General features: G+C 36.5%; 27 protein-coding genes. 18 read left to right on the top strand and 9 right to left on the bottom strand.

The annotated features are described in order from the left end of the window. The first annotated feature begins 3 nt into the window (after positions 1-3). The 8 genes from AABJ51_RS17010 to AABJ51_RS16975 all read left to right on the top strand — a co-directional run bounded on the left by AABJ51_RS17010 (position 4) and on the right by AABJ51_RS16975 (position 7,984). Positions 4-543, top strand: a complete 540-nt coding sequence (locus tag AABJ51_RS17010) for an InlB B-repeat-containing protein (RefSeq protein ID WP_338373527.1) — start codon at positions 4-6, stop codon at positions 541-543. Then, a complete protein-coding gene (locus AABJ51_RS17005; RefSeq protein WP_338373526.1) occupies positions 537-929 on the top strand; it encodes a hypothetical protein in 393 nt (130 codons plus the stop codon). The genes AABJ51_RS17010 and AABJ51_RS17005 overlap by 7 nt, the downstream gene beginning before the upstream one ends. Further along, the gene (locus AABJ51_RS17000) at positions 907-1,383 is read left to right on the top strand and encodes a hypothetical protein (RefSeq protein WP_338373525.1); all 477 of its coding nucleotides are present in this window, start codon (positions 907-909) and stop codon (positions 1,381-1,383) included. The genes AABJ51_RS17005 and AABJ51_RS17000 overlap by 23 nt, the downstream gene beginning before the upstream one ends. Further along, the gene (locus AABJ51_RS16995; RefSeq protein WP_338373524.1) at positions 1,380-1,781 is read left to right on the top strand and encodes a hypothetical protein; all 402 of its coding nucleotides are present in this window, start codon (positions 1,380-1,382) and stop codon (positions 1,779-1,781) included. Before AABJ51_RS17000 ends, AABJ51_RS16995 begins: the two co-directional genes overlap by 4 nt. 39 nt (positions 1,782-1,820) lie before the next feature. After that, positions 1,821-2,336: a hypothetical protein gene (locus AABJ51_RS16990; RefSeq protein ID WP_338373523.1), complete on the top strand. Its 516-nt coding sequence runs from the start codon at positions 1,821-1,823 to the stop codon at positions 2,334-2,336. Between the two features lie 69 nt (positions 2,337-2,405). Next, on the top strand, positions 2,406-2,903 hold the full coding sequence (locus AABJ51_RS16985; RefSeq protein ID WP_338373522.1) for a hypothetical protein: 498 nt from the start codon (positions 2,406-2,408) through the stop codon (positions 2,901-2,903). A 50-nt stretch (positions 2,904-2,953) separates the two neighbouring features. Beyond that, on the top strand, positions 2,954-3,115 hold the full coding sequence (locus tag AABJ51_RS16980; RefSeq protein WP_338373521.1) for a hypothetical protein: 162 nt from the start codon (positions 2,954-2,956) through the stop codon (positions 3,113-3,115). Between the two features lie 3 nt (positions 3,116-3,118). After that, entirely contained in the window at positions 3,119-7,984 is a 4,866-nt protein-coding gene (locus AABJ51_RS16975) for a tape measure protein (protein WP_338373520.1), read from the top strand. A gap of 36 nt (positions 7,985-8,020) precedes the next feature. On the opposite strand, the gene AABJ51_RS16970 is transcribed toward AABJ51_RS16975, so the two are convergent. Then, positions 8,021-8,413: a hypothetical protein gene (locus AABJ51_RS16970; RefSeq protein WP_338373519.1), complete on the bottom strand. Its 393-nt coding sequence runs from the start codon at positions 8,411-8,413 to the stop codon at positions 8,021-8,023. A 17-nt stretch (positions 8,414-8,430) separates the two neighbouring features. After that, positions 8,431-8,814 (bottom strand): hypothetical protein, encoded by a 384-nt coding sequence (locus tag AABJ51_RS16965; protein WP_338373518.1) that lies wholly within the window; start codon positions 8,812-8,814, stop codon positions 8,431-8,433. Positions 8,815-9,059: 245 nt separating this feature from the next. Between AABJ51_RS16965 and AABJ51_RS16960 the strand changes: the two genes are divergently transcribed. Then, the gene (locus AABJ51_RS16960; protein WP_338373517.1) at positions 9,060-9,287 is read left to right on the top strand and encodes a hypothetical protein; all 228 of its coding nucleotides are present in this window, start codon (positions 9,060-9,062) and stop codon (positions 9,285-9,287) included. 341 nt (positions 9,288-9,628) lie between these two features. Here the strand turns inward: AABJ51_RS16960 and AABJ51_RS16955 are convergent, their stop codons facing one another. Beyond that, complete coding sequence (locus AABJ51_RS16955) at positions 9,629-9,865, bottom strand: hypothetical protein (protein WP_338373516.1); 237 nt, start codon at positions 9,863-9,865, stop codon at positions 9,629-9,631. 76 nt (positions 9,866-9,941) lie between these two features. On the opposite strand from AABJ51_RS16955, the gene AABJ51_RS16950 reads away from it, so the two are divergent. After that, complete coding sequence (locus AABJ51_RS16950; protein WP_338373515.1) at positions 9,942-10,364, top strand: hypothetical protein; 423 nt, start codon at positions 9,942-9,944, stop codon at positions 10,362-10,364. On the opposite strand, the gene AABJ51_RS16945 is transcribed toward AABJ51_RS16950, so the two are convergent. Beyond that, positions 10,361-13,429 carry a phage tail family protein gene (locus AABJ51_RS16945; protein WP_338373514.1) on the bottom strand — a complete coding sequence of 1,023 codons (3,069 nt, stop codon included), beginning with the start codon at positions 13,427-13,429 and terminating at the stop codon, positions 10,361-10,363. The genes AABJ51_RS16950 and AABJ51_RS16945 overlap by 4 nt on opposite strands. Before the next feature lie 160 nt (positions 13,430-13,589). On the opposite strand from AABJ51_RS16945, the gene AABJ51_RS16940 reads away from it, so the two are divergent. The 8 genes from AABJ51_RS16940 (at position 13,590) to AABJ51_RS16905 (ending at position 21,064) form a co-directional block, all read left to right on the top strand. Beyond that, complete coding sequence (locus AABJ51_RS16940) at positions 13,590-14,600, top strand: hypothetical protein (protein ID WP_338373513.1); 1,011 nt, start codon at positions 13,590-13,592, stop codon at positions 14,598-14,600. Next, on the top strand, positions 14,600-17,887 hold the full coding sequence (locus tag AABJ51_RS16935) for a sialidase family protein (protein ID WP_338373512.1): 3,288 nt from the start codon (positions 14,600-14,602) through the stop codon (positions 17,885-17,887). Before AABJ51_RS16940 ends, AABJ51_RS16935 begins: the two co-directional genes overlap by 1 nt. Positions 17,888-17,959: 72 nt before the next feature. Then, positions 17,960-18,505, top strand: a complete 546-nt coding sequence (locus AABJ51_RS16930) for a phage holin family protein (RefSeq protein ID WP_338373511.1) — start codon at positions 17,960-17,962, stop codon at positions 18,503-18,505. Next, a complete protein-coding gene (locus AABJ51_RS16925; RefSeq protein WP_338373510.1) occupies positions 18,492-18,995 on the top strand; it encodes a glycoside hydrolase family 73 protein in 504 nt (167 codons plus the stop codon). The genes AABJ51_RS16930 and AABJ51_RS16925 overlap by 14 nt, the downstream gene beginning before the upstream one ends. A 7-nt stretch (positions 18,996-19,002) precedes the next feature. Beyond that, on the top strand, positions 19,003-19,230 hold the full coding sequence (locus tag AABJ51_RS16920; protein ID WP_338373509.1) for a hypothetical protein: 228 nt from the start codon (positions 19,003-19,005) through the stop codon (positions 19,228-19,230). A 166-nt stretch (positions 19,231-19,396) separates the two neighbouring features. Further along, positions 19,397-20,233 carry a phage head spike fiber domain-containing protein gene (locus AABJ51_RS16915; protein ID WP_338373508.1) on the top strand — a complete coding sequence of 279 codons (837 nt, stop codon included), beginning with the start codon at positions 19,397-19,399 and terminating at the stop codon, positions 20,231-20,233. Position 20,234: 1 nt separating this feature from the next. Next, complete coding sequence (locus AABJ51_RS16910; RefSeq protein ID WP_338373507.1) at positions 20,235-20,513, top strand: hypothetical protein; 279 nt, start codon at positions 20,235-20,237, stop codon at positions 20,511-20,513. Then, a complete protein-coding gene (locus AABJ51_RS16905; RefSeq protein ID WP_338373506.1) occupies positions 20,510-21,064 on the top strand; it encodes a hypothetical protein in 555 nt (184 codons plus the stop codon). The genes AABJ51_RS16910 and AABJ51_RS16905 overlap by 4 nt, the downstream gene beginning before the upstream one ends. On the opposite strand, the gene AABJ51_RS16900 is transcribed toward AABJ51_RS16905, so the two are convergent. Genes AABJ51_RS16900 through AABJ51_RS16880 form a run of 5 tightly spaced genes read right to left on the bottom strand, consistent with a single transcriptional unit; the run spans position 21,035 to position 22,604 of the window. Beyond that, positions 21,035-21,241, bottom strand: a complete 207-nt coding sequence (locus tag AABJ51_RS16900; protein WP_338373505.1) for a hypothetical protein — start codon at positions 21,239-21,241, stop codon at positions 21,035-21,037. The genes AABJ51_RS16905 and AABJ51_RS16900 overlap by 30 nt on opposite strands. After that, positions 21,238-21,684 (bottom strand): hypothetical protein, encoded by a 447-nt coding sequence (locus tag AABJ51_RS16895; protein ID WP_338373504.1) that lies wholly within the window; start codon positions 21,682-21,684, stop codon positions 21,238-21,240. Before AABJ51_RS16895 ends, AABJ51_RS16900 begins: the two co-directional genes overlap by 4 nt. Continuing rightward, a complete protein-coding gene (locus AABJ51_RS16890; RefSeq protein WP_338373503.1) occupies positions 21,671-22,069 on the bottom strand; it encodes a hypothetical protein in 399 nt (132 codons plus the stop codon). Before AABJ51_RS16890 ends, AABJ51_RS16895 begins: the two co-directional genes overlap by 14 nt. Continuing rightward, positions 22,066-22,212 carry a hypothetical protein gene (locus AABJ51_RS16885; protein WP_338373502.1) on the bottom strand — a complete coding sequence of 49 codons (147 nt, stop codon included), beginning with the start codon at positions 22,210-22,212 and terminating at the stop codon, positions 22,066-22,068. The genes AABJ51_RS16890 and AABJ51_RS16885 overlap by 4 nt, the downstream gene beginning before the upstream one ends. Further along, positions 22,209-22,604, bottom strand: coding sequence for a YopX family phage-derived protein (locus AABJ51_RS16880; RefSeq protein WP_338373501.1), 396 nt, complete (start codon positions 22,602-22,604; stop codon positions 22,209-22,211). Before AABJ51_RS16880 ends, AABJ51_RS16885 begins: the two co-directional genes overlap by 4 nt. Positions 22,605-22,607: the final 3 nt, after the last annotated feature.

The following is a 22,607-nucleotide window of genomic DNA, read 5'->3' as shown; positions in this document are numbered from 1 at the left end:
TTGATGAAAGTTACCGCAAATAAAATAGGTTCTGGAACTGTAGTAGGTACAGGAGAATATACAGAGGGAGATACAATTTCTCTCTCTGCTACTCCTGTTATTCCTTCTGAATTTAAAGAGTGGATCATCGGAAACGCTTCAATAAGCGATAATCCATATTCATTTACAGCAGGGGATATCGATTTATCTGTGACAGCCATTTTTTATTTGCCAATTGAATCTTGGTTAAGAAATCAAGGATATCCTATTGATGATGTTACCATTGCTTCGATATTGGCTAGTAGAAATGTAGAATGGAAATCAGACATGAATAGTCTCACTCAGAAGCAGAAAGATTTGATACTTGCCGATTATCTGATGGCTGTCTACAACACGCCGAATACAGGTGCGGAGGAAGAACAAATGGGTAACTGGAAAAGCAAAGGAAAATCATATACCCAGACAGGTAAGGCAGGTCTACTAAGTAGAGCAAACTCGCTTTATTTAAAATGGGGAGAGTATTATGGTGGTAATAGAATCATTGATATAACAAACCGATGGTAAGTAATCCTAAATTTCCTCATAGCTGTAAGGTTATTCGAATGTCTCCATCTGATCCTAATGACGCTTATTCTTCTCCTGTTCCTTCAATTATTTTAGAATCTGAATGTCAAAATCAGATTAATGAAGTTGGGGATACGGTATTTAAGGAGGGGCAAGCATATTCTGATTATACAACCTACTTACCCCTTTTCAAAAATTGGAAAGAGTTGGCTAAAAATGGAAATGCAATACCAATTCCTACTATACCAGATGGAGTTCAGGTGATTAAAGGAGATACAATAGAGGTTGTCGACAGTATGAGGACTCTTATTCTTACAGTATCACAATCTGAAAAAGGTAATATAGGCATAAGAATTTGGGCAAATGGCGACAAGGGCGAACAATAGACAGGTTATTGATAGGATTGATTTGAATGTACAGGCATTGGTTCATACCCAAATGATAAAAGCACTCACTAAACTAGCTAATGATGTCCTTGAATATGCTCAAGAACGCCATGAGTTTAAAAATCGAACATTTAATGCCGAGGACTCTTATGGATATGCTATTTACTATAGAGGCGGTGTTTTTGTAAAAACTCTATCATCTCCGAAGGCAACACAGTTGAAGCAAGTGGGAGGAAAAGCTATTAGTGGTCACCAAACAGCTGAGGATTTTCTTAATAATTATAATGCACCAAGTGGCTATTCTTTGGTTGTTGTGGCTGGTGTTCCTTACGCTGCTGATTTGGAAGATACCTTTGGTCTAGATGTACTTACCGGATCTTACAATTTAGCTAGATCGTCATTTGAGGATGTATTTAGGCAAGTACCATTAAGTAATTCATTTAACAGAGGATGATTAATAAAAACTATAGTATATCAAAGATAGAGAAGTTCTTGCATGACAGGATTGTTGGTGCAGGAATAATGACTTCTGATCTGATATTCTTAGGATCAAGACCTTCTGTTGACGTGGATAAAAGTAAGGATGCTTATCTAGTAATATCTATTCCATCTAATGTTATAGATAAAAACGCTTATGGAAGCTTTATAGCTCGCATTGAAATATATGTGAGAGATCTTACTAATGGAAGGAAGAATATCAATCGCCTCAATGCTATACATGATCAGATATTTGATTTATTACCAATAAAAACAAACAAATACTCTTTTGATCTTCTAAGTGAATTAGGGGAATACGATACATTGAGTTATCATGCTACGTTCATCAATCTGGATGGAATAGCTAAGATTTAAGAAAAATACAAACACACAAACTAATACATACTCACAATTATGGCATTAACTAATCCATACAAAGTGGCGTGGGGTCTTAATGGACTTTATATCGCCGATTTAGGGAAAATAGCCACAGCGACATGGGCTCAAATAGGATACGTTCTTGAAGGTTCTGTATCAATGAACTTTGATGCACCTACGGCTAATCAAGTCAAAGTCGAGGAGCTAGGTGTTCCCATCCTAACAAAATTCGAAGAAGGGGATAAGTCTATTGAATTGGATATACCTAACGTTGAGGCAAATATGGTTACGCTTCTTACAGGAGCTACCGTTGCCAGTGGAATAATCTCGTTCCCCGACACAACTGCCGTACTTCGCAAGATGGTGAAATTCGAGTTTAAAGAAGGTGGCGAATTGTATTTCACCAATGCGAGTATCGTTGCGAACCTTAGCGGAGGTATGACTAAAACAGGCACAGACACCTTTAATCTTCACCTAACCATTACACCAGCGGCAGGACTTGGAGGAGCTACCTATGAGGATACTGGAATTAAACTAAAAGAAGAAGAATAAACACACACTTTACAAACACTCTGACTGAGGCGGTGAGAATATCGCCGCCTTTTTCTTTAACCTACTACAATGAAAAAGAAAGAAGCAAATCCACAAGCTCAGCAGGAGCAATTTGAAATAGATAATGATATTCCATTTGTTGTCATACTTGGCTCACAAAAATATAGAGTAAGAAGACTTAAGGATTGGACGGCAAATAGAATATCATATGAAATAGCTAAGAAAAACGGAACCCTAGTTTCGGAAGGCGATGATATATGTGCAATTCTAAACTCAATGAGATCGTCAGGCGACCTTTGCTCAAAGATTATTTCTTTGGCTGTATTGGGTTCTTGGTGGAAAATAAAACTATTTCATCCTATTTTTTGGAGATATATCAGCCGAATAGCGACTCAATCAGACCTGAACAAATCGCTGTCTACTATCATAGACAAACTAGAACTCCGCTTTTTTTTTCTGAATATGATATTATTAGAGAACATGAATCAGCTGAGGATGAAACTGGCGAGGATGGAAGCTCAACAATATCAAGCCGAACTGGAATCGGAGCAAAAGCAGACTTCTTAAAGGCTTTTCCTCAGTTCACGGAGTACGACTATGACCACAAAATATCCATTGTGAAACGGACTATTATGGTTAGTGATATGTCTCGGATAAAATGGAACAAGAAAAACACAACACAAGGACAATCGACATCAAAATCATTCAAAGGAAAAAAGGCGGCAACAGGGGACTGTAGTTCGGCAAAAGCCTTCTTCAACTTCTTAAATCAGAAATAACCTATGGCTAAACTAGGTAATCTACACTATGATATAACGCTTGATGACGGACAGTTAAGAGCGGCACTACAAAGAGTAAAAGCTGAATTAAAAGGGATGGATAACCAGTTATTATCTCTTTCTCAAAATTCAGGAGGTAAACAGTTATCGAATGCCTTTGATGTAACCGGCAAGTCAATAGAGCAAGTTAAAAATCAGATGAACACGCTGGTTCAGGCTTACAACAAGCTTGATATGTCTGGTAATGCAGCCGATGCCGAAAAGGTACGACAGAGATGGCTTGAATTACAACAGGTATTAGCCAGTTATGGCGTGACTGTGAGAAATGCCACAATGGAGAGTAGGGCGTTTGCTCAAGTGCAGGCAATGGAGTCTAATACAATAGCTCAGATAACAGCTAAGATGCAAGCATTGGTTGCCGCCAGATCCAGAGAGAACGTAAATACGGCTCAAGGACAAAGAAATATATCTGCTATCAATTCTGAATATCAAAGATTAAATACAACTCTGCAAAGTTTAGGCGCAAAACAAGCTAGTTTCAATAATAATCTGTTAAGCATGGGAAATATTGCCTCTCAAATTGGCGGCAGGTTACAAAGCGCTTTTTCTCTTGCTGCTTTAGAGCAGCTTGGTAGTACCATTATAAATACCAGAGGAGAAATTCAACAGCTAGAGATAGCACTGGAGACAATGTTGGGGAGTAAAGTTAAGGCTGATAAGATGATGCAAGATATTATGGTCTTTGCTCAAGAAACACCCTTTACTTTAACTGAGGTAGCTTCTAACACCAAACAATTAATGGCCATGGGTATTGCAGCAGATGATGTCATGACCACAATGAAGGCGTTAGGAGATGTTGCTGCCGGTGTGAGTGTACCTATAAGTCGAATTGCAATAAACTATGGTCAGGTATCAGCATTGGGTAAATTACAGCAGCGAGAAATAAGGGATTTTGCAATGGCTGGTATTCCTATTGTAGAAGAATTGTCTAAGGTAATGGGTAAAACGGTCGAAGAAGTATCCGCTTTAGTATCTGCTGGACGAGTAGGGTTTCCCGAAGTGAGAGAAGCTTTTATTTCGATGTCAAGTGAAGGGGGGAAGTTTTATAACTTAATGTCTAAGCAAAACGCCAGTGTTACAGGTCAGATTTCAAAATTGAAAGACCAATTACAACTCATGTTTAATGAGATAGGTAAGGCTAATGAGGGTGTTATTTATAGCGGTATTGGAGGACTGGCTTATCTGGTTGAAAATTACGAGAAGGTAGCTAAAATACTCGCAGCTCTAGTTGTTACTTATGGTGCTTATCGAACAGCAATATATCTCGCCTCACTAGCCGAGAAACAACAATTATTGAGCGTAACATTACTAGAAAAAGCTCAAAAGCTACTTAATGCTACAATGATGAAGAATCCTATCGTAGCAGTAACAGTGGTTGTCGTTGGATTGGCAACTGCTATGTGGGCTCTAAGAGATTCTACCACTGCCGCCGAAAAGGCTCAAGCGAAATTCAATCAACAACAGTCCGATGCCGCCGATATAGAAAATCAGCGAAAAAATGAACTCGAACAATTAGTAAGGGCATTACAGGATGAAACCACGGCATCCACTGAAAAGTATAGAGTATTGGAACTTCTAAGAAAATCATATCCTAAACTGGTAGAACAATATATAGACGAAAAAGGACATGTCAGAGATTTAGTCGGATTATGGAAGTCGTATAATGAACAGGTCGCAAAAAATAGGATGCAATCAAATAGGGAACTATATGACAAAGCTCAAACAAGAGTAACTCAGGCTGAACAAAAACTAAAAGAAGCACAAAATTCCAATACATTACGGTCTCAGCGAATTAGAGATGCCCAAGAAGAACTTGATCAGGCAAGAGCCGATTTAAAGCCCTATGAGGATAAAATTCAAGCCGATAGGGTAGCCTCTTTTTTGTCGAATATAGAATCCATGACAGATTCTCAAATCCAAGCCGAAATATCTGCGAGAAAAAAAATCATAGATAGACTTAATAAGGAAAATAAAAAAATAGGTTCTACAAAAGGTGGGGTTTTAGACGGAGGATTCAATGTCGATCAATTGACCGATCAAACTAAGAGTTTGGAAGCTGAATTAGAAAAAAGAAAGGTGGTTACAAAAAGCTATACAGAATGGATAAATCAATACAATAACGAAATATCAGCCCTACAAAAGAAGAGAGTCCAAATCGAGAAGAACAACACTAAGTTAAGTGAAAAGGATCTGGCGAAGCAACTTAGCGATGTTGATGCCGAAATAAAAGACAAACAAGATAAACTAAAAGATCTGACAGGTCAGACCCAGAGACAAAGGGATGCAGCTCTCAGAAAGGCTGAAACAGCGCAGCAGAAGGCAGATCGAAAGTCTGCTAAAGAAATGCTTGAGACTGAAAAAAATACAAATAATGAATCAAAAAGAAGATTAGATCTATTAAAGCAGGTTCGGAAACAATATGAAGATTTAAATACTCAAGCAAGATCTCTTAATGATGGAACAGAGGAGGGTCTAAGAGCCTCTAATGAAATGTTATCCAAGATCCCAGATCAAATAAACTCGATATTCTCGGGTGATGAGTATAGAAGTATTATTAGTGAAGAATTATATAAAGATGAAAATTATAAAAAATATATAACTGATTTAATCAAAAATACCAGCGACGCTCGTAAAAAGGTATCTGTTGATTTATCTAAATTAAAAACAGATGTTTCGGATTCTAATGATGAGTCAATAAAAACATGGTTGAACGAATTAAAGCAATATTCATCTGACATAGATTTCGAAGCTTTTAATAAAAAGTTTCAAGAAACAATCGACCAGCAGAAAAAAGCTATTGATGCCCGAAATAAACTGTTCTCAGAAGAACCGCCAGAAGGAACAGGGTTTGCATTCAGGTTGTCTAAGATAATGACTGATGTCAGGAATGATGTTACTCAGAAAGGAAAGGAGATAACTTCGGCTTTGGTTGGAGCAACCGATGAACAGAAAGCTGCTTTGGAACAGTTAGGTCAAGCTTGGACGGATGCGTACAACGAAGAAGGTTTGCAAAAAGCTGAGAAGTTGGCTCAATCCTATTTCAACGAGTTCCTAAAAAAACAGAAGCTAGATATTGATATGGGCAGCCTAAGTTCTGCCACGATGTCGCAACTGAATAGGTTACGGGATGCACTCAAGGCTATAGAAACCGAATTTACAGGCAAGGGACTAGTTGATGCTTTTGATGCAGTAGGACTCTCCATTGAGAATCTAAAAGGATATATAGATACGACAAATCTATCTACAGTAAAGAAAAGCTTAAGTGATCTTATTTCGTTTACCCCAGAGGATGTACAGCTATCTGAGGAGCAAAAGAAGCAATTAGAGGCTATTTTGAAAATAGTGAATACTCTATATCAGAACAACAAAAAAGGGTTGTTTGATGTAAACCTTGAGAAACTGAAAAAGTTCAAGGAAATAGCTGATGAAATAGCTGGAGCATTCGGTGAAATAGGTTCTGCATTAGAGCAATTAGGTGAGGCAACAGGAAATACCGGACTATCATCACTTGCTCAGGATATGCAGTTTGCATCTGAAATGGCAGGCAATATAGGAAATGTGGTTACCGGTATAATGTCTAAAGATCCGAAGGCTATCATTCAAGGTGTTGTCGGAATAGCGACCACTCTCATAAAAGGGGAAGCGGAGTATCAGAAAGCCCGATTGGAATTTCTAAAAGAGCAACGATCATTACAGACTGATTACAATGCTTTATTAATAGAACAGATCAGACTTCAAAAGGAAGGGGCAAACGGGGTTCTTTTCGATAATTTGATAGAAAATTTCAGAGCAGCATTTAACGCCTCAGAAGCCGCTATTAAACAGCTAAATGAATTATATACAAAAGGTACTATTAAAATAAGTAGTGGTAGTGCCATTCAAGATTTAATAAAGCCTCAATATAAACCTACTGAAAATTTGGAAGAATATCTTTCTTCTATAATGGTTCAGACAGGAACTAAGAGAAAGAAATTTCTTGGAATTACAACGGGAAGTAAGGCTGTTTATGGAGATTTATTGACCGCCTATCCTGCACTTATAGATGAAACGGGAAAGCTTGATCTTGAGTATGCAAAACTAATTGTCTCTCAAAATAATTTCAAAGGTCAAGGAAAGGAAGCTCTTGAGGAGCTAATAGCTTATACAGAACAGTATGAGGAAGCAATGCAGGAAATGGACGATCAGATAAACTCTTTGTTTGGTCAAATCGGTTCTACTATTTCTGATGCTCTTATCTCTTCGTTTCAGAATGGGAAACTGTCAGCGGAGGATTTCTTTGATACCGTAAATGAAGGCATTGGTGACATGCTTGACTCTCTCGTTTCTAATTTGGTCATGTCTGCAGTATTTGGGGATATGCTTGATGAATATAAGGACGCAATAAAGGATGCTCTCTTAAGTGATGATCCTCAGGCGAATCTAACCGATTTAATGGGAAATCTTGTAGGCGATATTAAAAAGGGATATGATGATGCGGCTGCCGCTATGGATTTATATAATGATGCGAAACAAAAAGCAGGACTAGGAAGTGTAAATGATGTTGCCAGAGAAGGATTATCGGAAGGGTATGCAAAAGCCACTCAGGAATCAATAGATGTGCTTACGGGTGTTACTTATGCTGCACTGGAAAAACTATCTATAACGGCTAATAATACGAATGCCATTAATATGAATGTTTCGGCTATGAGTGCAGAGTTGCAGACTCAGACGGCAATACTGAGATCTATTGATAGCTATACTTCGAGAATACCATACATGGAGACAAGTCTTAATACAATGGTTAATCAGGGTGTCAAGATTAAGCCATAAAAAAGAGAGGGAGCGTTACTGCTCCCTTTTATTATTTCAACGAGTAAAGTCGTCCCAATCGAAATCGTTGAGCATGTTTTTAAAAACATGCTTTTTATCTTCAATCCTGAAACCAGACAATTCAAGTTGTTTTGCTATATCATGATATTTTTTTGCTTCTTTATTATATGCACCTAAAAAGTTACTTGAATCTATTCTTCTATTTGAAATTAAAAAAAGAATTCGCTCATTAAAAGATTCCTCCAAATATTTTTTTGCGTTTTCTTGGTCATCTGCCAATGCTAATAATTGTGATTTGATTACTAAATCATTAGTATTTATCTTTTTTAATATCGCTCTTACATTATCAGTCATACCCCAAATTTTGAAGAATAGTATTATCTGCAGAATGCCGAATACAATAAAAACAACAGCTAGTAAAGTTTCCATAATAAAGTTTTGTTAGTTTATTTTAATAGTCCGCCTAAAAAGTTTATGACACAAATAGCAATAAACCAAACCAACAATGTTCCCAATGATGGTAATGTTAAAGACCAAATAGCAAAAACTAAAAATAAAACACCTATTGTTATGGTTAAAATGATATTTAATCTAGGCGTTTTTATTTTAATACCATTAGCTCTATCCCTATTTATTCTGTCTTGCCTAATGGCTAAATATTGCTTATTTCTATATTGCTTATTTCTTATTTGTGAATCGTTACTATAAAAATCATAATTTTTCTTCGATGCTCTATATAAAGACCTTCCCCCATACAAACCCACTCTTAGAAATTTGCTAAAAATAGCCATTCCTTGTTTTTGTTTCTTATGCCCTACCCTATAAGCCATAAATCTCAATGTATCTAGTTTCTTTCAATCTGTGTTACTATATTTTTAAAGTCATCTTGTGTATTTAAAAAGTCATATCTGTCAGCAACTTTAATTAAATCCGCAAAATCAGGGTTGAAGGTAATATTATTATCTTCAGAAACAGGTATTTTCTAAAACATATTTTCTCTAATATTTTTGCATTTAATAAAAGATTATTCTAGGTTTGTAAAAAATAACTACTACACAAATAAAATTACATGATTATGGCAAAGTTTATAGAGATAGATAGTAAATACCGAAAAATGGCTTTAAATGTTGATAATATTATAAGTTATTATGCTATAAAAGACAATAGTATCGGTTTTAATTCTGTTATTGTATTTCGAGATAAGATTCTAGCGTTAAACTCGGCTGGGATGCTTGTTGATACGATAATGATAAATGTACTAGATACTTATGAAGAAATAAAAACGGCTATAAATAATGCTTAACCTTCGAGACAAACTTAGCATGACGGATTTTAATAAACAACATAAAGCTATGACTAACACAATAAATTCAGTTCCAAAGTTTTTCATTCCTCATTCTTCTAGCGAGACAGAAGCTAGGGATGTGTATAAAAGCATAAAAGGATTTCTGAACAGTCAAGGTAGGGTTCAACAAGACGACAAGATATACTCCGTTCAATATTGGCATAACGGGGTATTATATACCGATACTGTTGGTCAGAAATCAGGATTAGAACCTGACGAAGATGTTATAGCCATTTTTCGAGTAAGCGACAATCTATATTATATATGCACATATAGTAGAGGAGTCGCAAGGGGAGAACCTATAATGTGCAATCCAGTATTTGCTGTGCCTTTTGCTGATTAAAGATAGCCTCGATAACATTCATGCATTCCTTCTCCTGATCTATAGATTCTATAGGATAAGATAATAAATGAGTCAGAAACTTCTTTTGATTATTAGTTAATGACATTTCATTGCCCAAATGGTCTTTCAACATTGATTGATAAAGCCTAAGTAAATAGGCAGGAGGAAGATATTTATTTTCAATATATATCATAGTTTTTATTTTAAATATACCGAAAAAAATATATACTTTCAAAGCCTGAAAGAATTGAACTAACATTAATTTTATTATGAAAAATTTACTCTATATTCTATTCGCTGTTACCTTCTTTATTTCGTGCAGCAGCGATGATGATGAAACGGAGCAAATCCAGACATATACAAGTGTCACAATCGCGAATGAAAGAGATGAAATGACTGCTAAACTTTGTATCATTGGGTATAAAGATGATAATGGTAAATGGATTAAAGCAGCCTCGATCTCTGACATAAACGGAAGAACCGAATCTAAAGAGACTAAAATTGATTATGTAAAAGACCGAGAATACTATTTGTTTATTGAAGTATTTGATAATGATAAAAATTATGTAAAAACATATGTAAACGATAGTCCATATATTCTTCTGGAAAAAATAAAAAACAAATGGATAATTCCATATATATATTCATCAAGTATTATAAATAAAAATAGTACAGAGAACTATCCAAATTAAAATTTACTTATAAGCCAAGTTCCATAATCAGCCCCTGATACAATTATATCCCCAACAAATATACACATAGCCGTTTCTCCATTAGAGATATCTAAGTATGTATTTTCAGTAGCATCATCAAATAACTTCTGACCTGTTGGAGGTTGTACTCTCATAAAACCACCCTGCCATTGCTTTAACCATAGCACAGTGCCTTTGTAGGCATTGGAAGGCAACGTTACTGTTTGCTGAACTGTTGATATAGAATGAATAAAAGAGTTATTTTTTGTCAGTATTGTGTTTTTATTTGTAGTCCCTGATATTGAAATTGTGTCAAGAATTAATCCTGATGCGAATAAGTCTAAGAAATACCCGCCATATGCCGGAGCAGGATTACTGTTAGAATTTATAGCCCGTCCAATTACTCCCGCCATGAAGTTTGGAGAAATATTATCCTTAGCCATATTTCCAAACCCCAGTCCGACAACTGCACCCGCTGTCTGAATCCCTGAGCTTGCAGGAAATGCAGGTTGTCCAGCATGGTTTGCGAATATCCCATTAGCCCCAACCATTGCAACACCATTGTCGTTACGAGCTGTAACAGTTCCATTACTACTAGATATCTCGATGACTGATGATAATGACGTTTCTCCAGTAGAAGATCCAGAGCCTCCTCCACCAGTTCCAGACTCATTTGATGTTAATTTAATATATCCATTTATGCCATCAAGTAGCATGGCATAATTTGACCCATTCATGGCGGTTGACTTGATTTCTTGATCCGAAAAATAGAACCCTGCTATTAGAGCTTCTCCAAGTACTTTAAGGGATTTATTTATGGTCGCATTCGTTATCGTCAGAGTACCTTCTGACCAATCAAGAGTCTGTTCATCATCATCGGTCTGACCATTCGTTAGCCTAAACTGATTAGCTAAAAGATTCAAAAAGCTCAATCCGTCTGCACTGACTATTTTATCTACTGTTATTTGTCCCGGTAATATTTCGGTGAATCCATACATGGTACGCCATGAACGCACACCATCATATTCCGAATTAGATATACCTACCCAGAAGTGATAAAACCCGTCAATCTGCTCTATGGTAATAGGAGACTCAGAGACAACGAATTGACCCGTTGTACCACCTTTATCGCACTTCGCATATAAGTAATATCCCTTTTCGGGATCTAGAACAGACGTGCCTCCTGCTACATCCCATATCTTATAACTCCTGTTTGACTCAGGTGTAAGTTCATCTATTCCTAGTGTGAGGTGCTTTAACGCTCTTGATTGAACTGTAAATGTTCTATCAACATTGTTATATACAGGAACAGGCAAGTCAGACGGAATACTATGATCGTTTATATCAACAAACATGAACTGCAGGCTTTGTGTTCCTGCTACAAGCTGCATGGTCTGTATATATAGAGGCTGAATAAAGTTGGTAAAGAAGTCTCCTTCAGGGTCGAACATCATTTCCTGAGTCTGTTTTAAGTCAAACCACATGCGGCGAGTCTGAGCCATGTTTCCTTGATTGGTGCGGTCGATAGTGGTCTCCGTATCTCTTATATCGGATTTTATGCTAGCCCAAGTATTCACTTTTACCTCATTACTTAATTCTAATTTAGGCTTACGTGGTGTATTGACATAATCTGTGATACCTGTGATACGTATTTTCTGAGGTTCAGTAAAGAATTGAGGATCTGTAAATTCCACAAAATAACCAACATCCAAATGATCTTTCAACTGCGCCCAATTACGCTGAGCAAACAACCCATCAAGTTCGCCTGTTATTATAAATTTTTGTTTGCTTTCTTCATACAGATATGCGACTCCTTTTTTCAGTAAATTTAATTCAGCTTCGTCAATATAAGACTGAGGCATCTTCATATTGAACACAACATATTTATCACCAACAGCAGGGATAAACTCTCCTTTAGGCATCTGTATGTTTGCATCGGTAATAGGTACTAATTCGAAACGTCTCTCTGAATGGGTATATTTACTGATTTCAAATTCATGACCTGCTAACATTCCACTTTGGGGTATAATAGTCGGTGTTACTTCATCAAGCCACCAATCATTATAATTTAGTGATTCAGGAATAGAGTTATCGACAATATCATACAATGCTTTTTCGTCATTGACAGCTATAACTCCAGAGATAGTCCCTACCCTTTGCGGATAAGTATCTGTTTCCTCTAATGTACCATCTAGTATTCGTTCAGTTGCCGGTAGTCCTTTATGCTGAACATACATACCCTCTGAATCGGTTATAAATGTTTCAGCTGTGCTTGAATTGAATCCTGTCTCTCCTTCAAATTTAGAACCATCGTATTTTATTTCTCTATTTTTAGGAAATAGCAGTGTGTCATTCCCATATTCGGTAGCGTATATATTCTTATCTCCCCCGATTATAAACAGCCTGTTAATTCGGTCTGTATCTCCTATATCCCGTTTCACTCCACTCTTCAATCCGTTATTGTATCCGTATTGTAGCGATATTGGATTATCTGAGTCTCGTTCGACCTTGCCAATTGATATCTGTTTCCCGATAATGTACCATTCGGTATTGAAATCATCGGCTATTTTTTGAAGGAACTCGAAACAGTTCTCGGCAGAGTATTCAAGCAATTTTCTGTCTGCTTCAATACAAGTTCCGACAGTCCAACCTTCATCAAATTCATTCATTACTTTGACAACCATTTCCAGAGCTTCTAATGGTGTCGCTGTGATCCATCCTTTTAGTTTATACTTACTATCTCTCTTGCCGTCTGTCCCAACCGTAAAGAATTTGAAAGTTTGTGTTTTGAGTAAATATTGTTGAGATTCAAGTATGACTGTATATTCGAAATAACGAGTATGGTTTTTGATTAAGTTTTGAGGTTTGAGCAAATAGTAATATTCTCCTGAACTTGCACCGTCACGCTGAAAGTAGACATAGCTACCTATTGGTATTTCAAGATGTTCTGGAGACTCTATATAAAGAGTTAGGTTATTGTCTCCCATTATAGACTTATACCTATATGATTGGTCTGTAACCTCTCCATTGAAGATTATCTCATCTTCCGGACTAAATATAATCATGCTTTTGTAATTTGTGTTTTCGTACTGTGTGTTATCTAAATATAAGTATTTTCACAATTATTAACAAACTCTAAATATGCCTATCTTCTGTCATGATTTGACTGGCTATCAGCTTGACTTTTATTTATATTCATCTCTGAGTTTAGCCTGACTCACACAATTGACTGATTACATACTCGATATTATTGACCTAGAATTGATGCTTGTAGTCAGGCTTTCTCCTTTTGCTATGATAAATGGAAACTACGTGATAGATGGAGTAGATATTTGGTCTACTTATGGTGCGGTTATCTTAAAAGATAGCTATAACTCTCTACTGGCATACCCTGACAGAAAAGATCCAGATAGCAATGATTGGTTCGAGGAAGATGGATTAGAGGTGGATTTATCTAATCCTAAATTTGAGGCTAAGACCGTTAGCGTATCGGTGGGTATATATGCAGATAGTAAAGTTAATTTACTAAATAAAAGAAGTGGTCTTTTTGCTCTTTTGTCGGGTCAAGGATACAGATCTTTATATATAAAGTCGCTAGACAAAACTTGGCAGTTGAGATATACAGGTGCGTCATCACCATCAGCATCTAGGTTAGTTAATGGTAATCAATTTTACTTAGAACAGGAATTGACCTTTTCTATGGATAACCCATTACAAAATATCTGGGGTAGTCAGTCGACTTTCGATGTAACATTTGATTTTACATTTAGAGGCTTGTTATCCGTAAATACACCTATATCATACAAATACATTACTCACAACTTTTTCAGTATCGGTCAGGATGTAATCAATTACGGTATGGCTGTAAAGTCATTTAATGCCGATGCTCTCTTATTTGATTCCCTTAAAGATCCTCTTATAAAATCTTATTCTACAATTAACGGAAATATAATCGATGTAGGATATAAATTAAAAAGAAAGGAAAAGACTATAACTCTATCTATTATTATGGGGTCAGAGATTATCTCGGATTTATTATCAAATTACTCATTGTTCTTTCAGCACATATCTTCAAATGGATTGAAAACGATACACAATATACCGCTCAATTCGGATTTTAAAGGATATTATTCAAAACAGTCTAATTTGGAAATATATGGATTATCCTGTATCGGAGGAGGATATATTTTGGAATTTGATTTGGAATTTATCGTAACACAAGCAACTACATTATAATGGCAAAAACAATTAATGAGATAAAGAATCAATGGCAGATCATCGGTTCAGAAACACAAGAATCTGCAAATACTGCAGCAAGAGTTGGTGGCGCAGGGTACGATTTGGCGGTATATGTAGATAATATATCACAAGGTCAAGTGTCACTCGGAACAGTCGCAAATCTAACTGCATTAAATGCAATAGTCAATCCATCCAAAGGAGATCGATATATAGTATCGGATCAGATTAATCCTGCGAATAGCCTACCATACTATTATGTTTGGAGTGGATCGTCTTGGGTGAATACAGGCGAAACAATAATTAATGCAGATGCAGCTACTAAGACAGACCTCACACTTAAGACCTCTAGAACAGAGGCTTTCAATGTTTCCCAATATAATAATAAATATGACTACACAGATAATGCGTCTGCCCGTAACGCAGTACCAACAACTTTACGTGGTTTAGGGCAGCAGATTACTTATAAGTTATCCACCGGAGAGTTGATAACAGAATACTATATCGGGACAAATATAAGCGGATGGGGTACTAATTCCAATTGGAAATCGGTCGCCGATTTATTCAATGAAAGGCAAAGATCCAATACTTATCCTATATTGGGATACAGCAGCATCAATCTGTGTTCCGATACATCTACATTATCCGTATATGGACCTACTGTAAGTCTCCGAGGACTCGGTTACAATGTTGATGATCCGAATAATTCGATAAACACAGAGAATGTATTGCTGTTATTATCGGCTAATACGGTACACTCCCATTGGACGGAATCAAAAAAAACACGATGTTTGGATACAGTAAACAGGAGGATATATTTTACAGAGAATAAAGAGTGTGTAGTATATAACACAAAGACAAAGAAGATATATCTATCTTTTGATTATCCTCTGGAAAATGAAATTCAACTGGTTGAACTAAGGGATAATCAGGTATCATTCGGATATAATGCTCCTAAGCTCATAAATGATATCATCAATGACAGAATATCAATACGAAAATCCAACTATGATACTATTGAAAGGTTCTTGCAGCAGCCAAAGGATGTTGCGGTTAGTTGGGTATCGGGTCATAATCAATATAACAGCTTAGGCGTATTAACTTCTACAACCGACACAAGATTTAGAGCGAGCAATCCGATAGAGTTACCATCAGGATATACAAATAACTGGTATGTTACTACATACGGAGTATATGAGGCATCTATATCAACGATAGTATATTTTAACAAGATGATGGAGGTCATCGATACCTTACGTACGAATACCCCATTAGTTAATTATAAGATCGCACCGCCCAAAAACACAAAGTATATAGCCTTTACCGATGTAGAGATGTTAAAGGATAGCACCGGGTATCAACCGATTCCATTCAAACTGGTTCAAGCGCGGGAGTATTCCTTTAATAAGGTAATAAAAGAGCTAGGCGATTCTTTCTACAACCTGTCTAAAACAATTAATAAGTCGATACCGTCAGATGAGAGAGTGGCAAATTATTCCGTTAAAGTAGATACAGGCAGAATAACAGATAGTACTAATTTTTTCATAAAGATATTTACCGTTAACGGCTTTATTCAGATGAACTGCCCCGTACATAACTCTTCATTGGGAATGGGTATAGGTTTTTACCGTTCAGACTGGAGTTATATATCAGGAATCACTTATACCCCAAGTGCCGTGGGTAACGGAGAGCGAAAACTAATCGATTTCCCTATTGGATCTCATTATATGGTTTACTCCTATCTGAAAGATAGTGTCGCCGATTCTTTTAATGCTCCCCGATTCGACTATATACGATTTATCGGTGCATTGGCTAATGCATCCGAATCTAAAGACTCTATTTTACCCTATACGTTTGTGGATATGGGTATTGCTTTCGATGGCACTGATCCATCACAATTATTAACAGGTACTCATTCCTCATGGCCTCATGCTAATGTGGCTTATGATCGCTCTTTAGATAAATTCATTATCTTTTATGATATTAAGGCAGGGCATACTCTCATTAACAACAGGGTTGCCATGCGATTCAAAGACCCGGAAGGCAATTTCAGTAATTTATTAGTTGTCGCTGATAGGATGAGTGAGGGTATTAGTTGTAAAACCCAAGCTAGCGGAATTGCTGCTAATGGGGATTATATTTCTTTAGTTGCTCATTTTGTAAATTCAACAGGCGTACATACAGGGACAAGCGTTTATCGTTCAACAAATAAGGGCAGTACATGGACTCGTACTGATATGATAGCAAATGGGGAAATTGTAACTGCCTATAATGGCGATGTTACAGGTTTTCTAGTTTTGGAATCAGGACGTATAATCACACTGGCATGTCACCCGACAACACGCCTTACCCGTATATTATATTCTGATGATAACGGGGTTACATGGATATTTGCCACAATACCCGAATGCTACAAACACACAGAGCCTGCATGGTGTGAACTATCAGACGGCACTATTATCTGCTATATGCGTAGTACAGTCGGAGACGCAGGGTATACTTCTAAAGTTCCTGCCTATTTCACACGTAGTTATGATAGCGGTCTTACATGGGAATTACCGGTTGCTTCGAATTCCATCTTAAACATGAATGAAGCGAACGGTCAATTGATCTTTCATAAGGATTCAAAGACTGTGGAATTTATTCATCATAGCCGTTTCCCTGAAAAAGACGGATATACAAGCATATTACAATCGTGTGCAACGGAAGAAGATGCGAGCAATGACAGGATGGGCTTTCAGGTGCGTATCGGCAAACTACCTGTTCAAGGTGTTGCCGATGCTGGATATGTAGGCGCAGCAATAGCGGACAATGGAGTAATAAATGCTTTTTATTATTCTGGAAGTAATACAAATGCCAATATCTGTTATCTGATTGGTAAGAAATACTTTTTTAACACTGATCCTGTCACCCTAGATATACTATCCAAAAAAAATATAGGTAGTAGTAACTTTTGGGAACAAGGAGGAATAAATAATATAACGGTTGGTAATCCCGATACGGTTATTGCTGCATTGAATAGACTTAGGACAAAGGAACATATAAGTGTTTTTACGGGTGCAACATACCAGCTAGTTTTTAATATTTCGGGGTATTCATTGCTTATCAGAGAATATGACGAAAATAAGAACTATTTAGGAGAGCAAGGATGGGTAAACGATTCTAAGACATTCGCACCTTCGGAAAGCACTAAGTACTTTCGTTACCTGATGAAAAAGAACGATGACTCCAATATTACAATAGGAGATGTCAAAGAGGGTATGTTTTCTGTGAAACGAGTAATATAAAACAATACATGAAAATAATATACAATAAATACATTCCTATCAAAGGATATGTAGCTATTAACAGCTAATACTATGGAACTACTAAACGCAATAACTAAAACAATACAAGACTCATTATCTAAATTTCCTATGGTACTATCTACGTTCTGGGGTAGAGTAAGCAGTATACTAGTATTTATTTCGACATGGTTTATCGGATGGTTGGGAGATACGAGGGAACTATGCTTGTATCTCGTAATAAGTGCTATACTATTTGACCTAATTTGGGGTATGGCATCATCATTTAAGCGAAAAAAGTTTGCCTTGAGTATAGGGTTAACTAAAACAGCATTAAAAATAGCTGTATACTTTTCTATTTTAACTCTTGTTGCTCTAGCCGAAAAGGCAATATCGAATGATTGGCATATCATGTATCAATTGACAACGGCGGTCTTGGTCGTAGCAGAGAGTATAAGCGTATGCGGTCACATTCTTATAATCAAACCTGACACGCCTGTAATTAAAGTGCTTTGGAAATTGCTGAGAAGTGAGATTGCAAAGAAGTTAGGAGTTGAGGTTACCGATGTAGATAAGATAGCAGAACAATTAACACAAACAGATAAAAATGAAACCAAATGAATTTGTAAGTAAGTATATGGCTTACGCAAAACAAACCGAGGAAAAAACAGGTATTTCGTATCTGTTTACTTTAGCTCAGGCGGCTTTAGAAAGCGGATGGGGTGAAAGAGCAGTCGGCAATATGTTTTTCGGGGTTAAGGCTAACACAGCTACACCAATGAATAAAAAACAGTTGCTAACTACAAGAGAGGTATTAAAAACTAACTCAGCACATTTTCCTGAGATTATCAGCATTAAGCCTCGTAAGGATGGTAAGTTTGATTATGTAGTAAAGGATTGGTTCAGAAAGTACGATTCACCAGAGGAAAGCTTTACTGATCATGCTAATTTTTTTATTGAAAATAAACGATATGGAGATGCTCTAAAAGTGAAGTCTGATCCGTATAAATTTGCGGAGGAAATAGCTAAGGCAGGGTATGCAACTGACCCTAATTATGCAGGTACGTTAAAAGCAGTTATTAAAACAGTAGAACGAAATTTAACTAAATAAGCTAGCAATGATAAACATAACTACTACCGATTCTCAGATATTGATAAGTAATGATGGGTCGCCTGCGTCAGGATATCCAAAGAATAGCATTACATATACGGCTGATGTCAATAAAATATATCTACAATTAGGAAGGATCACATTGTATTCACTCCCATATCGTGACGTATCCGTAAATGGAACAACTCTGACCAGCAGTAATTACACCACTGCGATGGAAGCTCTTTTTATCTAGGGGAGCAAGACTTGCTAACAGATTTTCTAATAATCTAAATAAAATAGGAGTTAATGTTAGCTCAAGTCTTGTTAAATCATTATATGATGGGTTGAGTCCCCAAGTAAAAAAAACAGCTAAGATAATCTTGCTCCCAATTGAAGGTGATTCAGGTCATCTTTATGGCATGGATAATAAAACAGGTTCGCTTATCCCTTTTACCTTTCATCGAGGTACAATGGCTTCACTGTTTGATGTCTCAAAAAAAATGGAGATTATCAGTTCGGATATGCCTCGTATAGATTATGGGTACTATACAAATGAGCCTAAAATATTAATTGAAAAGGAAAGCACAAATCTTGTAAAATCTAACGCAACTCTAGATCAGGTAACAAGTGTTGCATACAGTGATGATTATTATCAGGGATATAAAATTGTGGCTAATTCAACGCTCAACACCCATAGAGTTAGCTATAATAACGGCGTGTCAGCCGCAGACACTCAAGTCGGCTCTGTTTTCCTTAAATATAGTGGAATAAGATATGTACAGCTTAGAATAAGGAGCGGCTCTGTTCTTCAATGGCTTATGGTTGATCTTATAGATGGGGTTATTTCTCAAAACATGGGTGGATTGACAGCCAGTATTAGTCAAAAACAGAATGGATGGTATCGGGTTGTATTTCGTGATGCAGGTTTAGCGGATGCAACATCTTACTTGATTATAGGTTTATCGGATCAGCCAACTGTATCGACACAATTATATCAATTCACAGGTAATGGTATAGATGGGATATGTTATGCCTATCCTCAGGTAGAAAAGCAGGCTAACCCAACGTCATACATTCCAATAAGTAGTAGTGCAGTTACCCGAAGTGCTGATTTATTAAGCATAGAGCTTTTAACCGATTCAAACATTGAGATTCAGACAACCTCACGCCTAATACAAGAAACAAAAGAAGCTGGAACTTGGAATATCGATCAGGATTTAAATAATGAGGGTGTAAAATATATAGCTATATACTAAAATGAAAACAAAGTATTATGAAGTCGAAAATAGATCCGATCTAGATGAGATAATTAGATTCGAGGGTGAATACTATTCATCAGAATCATTTATAATTGATGTGATAGGTATAGTAAATCTAAACACTTCTGATGATGAATCTTTGGTTGTCGAAGAAAGACTGTCTCTCTTTCTATTTAACGTTCTGTTTATAGACGAAAGTAAGTCAAGCTTATTTGATAATGCTAAAGAGATATATCCTATTACTCCTTTAAGACAATTTTATATACAAATGATATGAAAGACAATAAAATAAATTGGTGGGCTGTATTGTTTGTGGTATGCTTTATTATACTGCTCCTGTATGGCTGTAAAACTCAATCTAAATCGATTTCAGAGACTAAAATAAACAACTCTGAACAAGTATCAAACGATATAGCTACATTGCAAAATAAAGCCTTAGAAATAGCGGTACATAATGCTTTTGAGAAGGTTATCTTTGAACAGTTGAATATAAATCGGATTGACCGAAATTACGATACTTCAAAGCCGACTGATTCCGTTACAGGTAAGCCTCCCCTACTCTCTGAGTCTGAAACTAAGATAAGTAAACAGACCGAAAGCAAGCAGGTTGATAATAGTAAACTTGAACAGAAAGAGTCGGCTATCGATAGTACCATTGATAAGAGTAAAATAAAAACGACTACAAACGAGACCAATAAGTCTACATCTGAGTCGAACAAAGTAAATGAGCTGAATATATATCTTAAATGGACAGGTATAATCGCTCTGGTAATAATATTTGGGGTTATAGCTTATAAGCTATTTTTCAAGAGGAATGGGGTGCTTTAGGTCATCCCATTTTTCGTCTAGGTGTTTTATTTTCAATTTCACTTTACTTGTCGGTACTTTAAAGGTCTCGGCGGTTTCTCTGCGGAACTTTTCTACATCGTCAACGTTAATGTCAACACGTTTGGCGAATCCGTTTCCGACTATACTTAGATAGTAAATGTTATATCTTGAATTCATAGTTTAATCCAATTAGCTTTATTTGAATCAAAAACTTCTAATCCATCCTCGAAAGGAATATTTAGATAGTCGCAGTCCATTTTCAAAAGGGAGAATCTTTTTGTTATCGGTCTAATTACCTCAATACATTTCATAACCAATATATCCAACATATTTGTATTTATACACGCCACCATTTCATACTTATTGCCAGAATCTGTCAATTGATAAGTAGACCTATTGACAAAAAATGATGGAGGCTCATAGATTTTACAGATAGGCGTTGCGAATTGGTCTATGTAAATAGCTTTCTCAGTAGTCCCATCTTCAAGCATCTTTATTCGAGCCGAGGTAAATAAAGATTGGATCAATTGAGCTTCTCTTTTGCATGCCTCTAATTTATTTATCAACTCAGATGAGCCTGATAACTCATATAGTAAAGACCCTATATTATTTGATGGCATCGTTTAATATTTTTAATCCTAGCACCGGATTCTCACCCGTCAGAGCGAAGATTGTGTTCTGTAAATCGTGAAGGTATTTAATATCCTTTATGCGTTGTTGCTTGAAAATAAAACGCCAAAAATCATCAGAGTAGTATGTTTTACGTACTGTAATGTCTTTATATAGATAAAATTCTCCAGTATCTTTCTCAAACCCTGCCTTCAACAGTATTTCTTCTGTTAGGGGGATGGCTACAATCTTATCGAATGATACGAACCACGATCCACCGTTCCATGTCGTAATTATTCCCGTTGGTCGAATTTCTTCTACTTGAAGATTGAAAGTACCATTATCATTCGTATGAGATACCCAATTTCCTAATCTTATTTCATTTGCTTGTATCATAATCTGTCTTTAAAAGTTCGCAGTATTTCTTTCTTGCTTATCGGGTGCTTTCGTAAATAGCTCCGCCCACGTTTTGATTTACGCCAGACTTTATGATCTTCTATAGCACGATACAATTCTTCTAATGCTTCATTTGCTTTCATTGCTTTTCATTTAAAAGTTCGGGGTTGTCAAATATGTTGCCGATGACAGCCCATTCTTTAACTTCATCGCAGTAAAAAGAATCCACTGCTGTATAACTTTTAACTCCATTATATCCATGAGCATATGAAGCTACACCCCATGATGTCTGAAACCACATAATAACACCGATTCCGTTCTTATCTTCGATTATATCCCCCTCGTATATCTCTTTTCCGTTCTTATCGGTTAAGCCTGTGAATTGAGAGACGGTGTCGGGGTCAACTTCAAATTGTTTCCATTGAATTATGTTTGCTTGTACGATATAAGCATCACCCCCATTTTCTTCGATCAGATCACCAAATACCCATTCGGACTGATCGTTTCTTTTTCCTCTGAATTTAATCTGTCTCATTTT

Origin of the sequence: Indolivaga capnocytophagoides (assembly GCF_036511535.1) — a bacterium.
GTDB lineage: Bacteria > Bacteroidota > Bacteroidia > Bacteroidales > Dysgonomonadaceae > Dysgonomonas_A > Dysgonomonas_A capnocytophagoides.
Note: the sequence above shows the minus strand (reverse complement) of the source record. Positions and strands in the feature narration are given on the sequence as shown.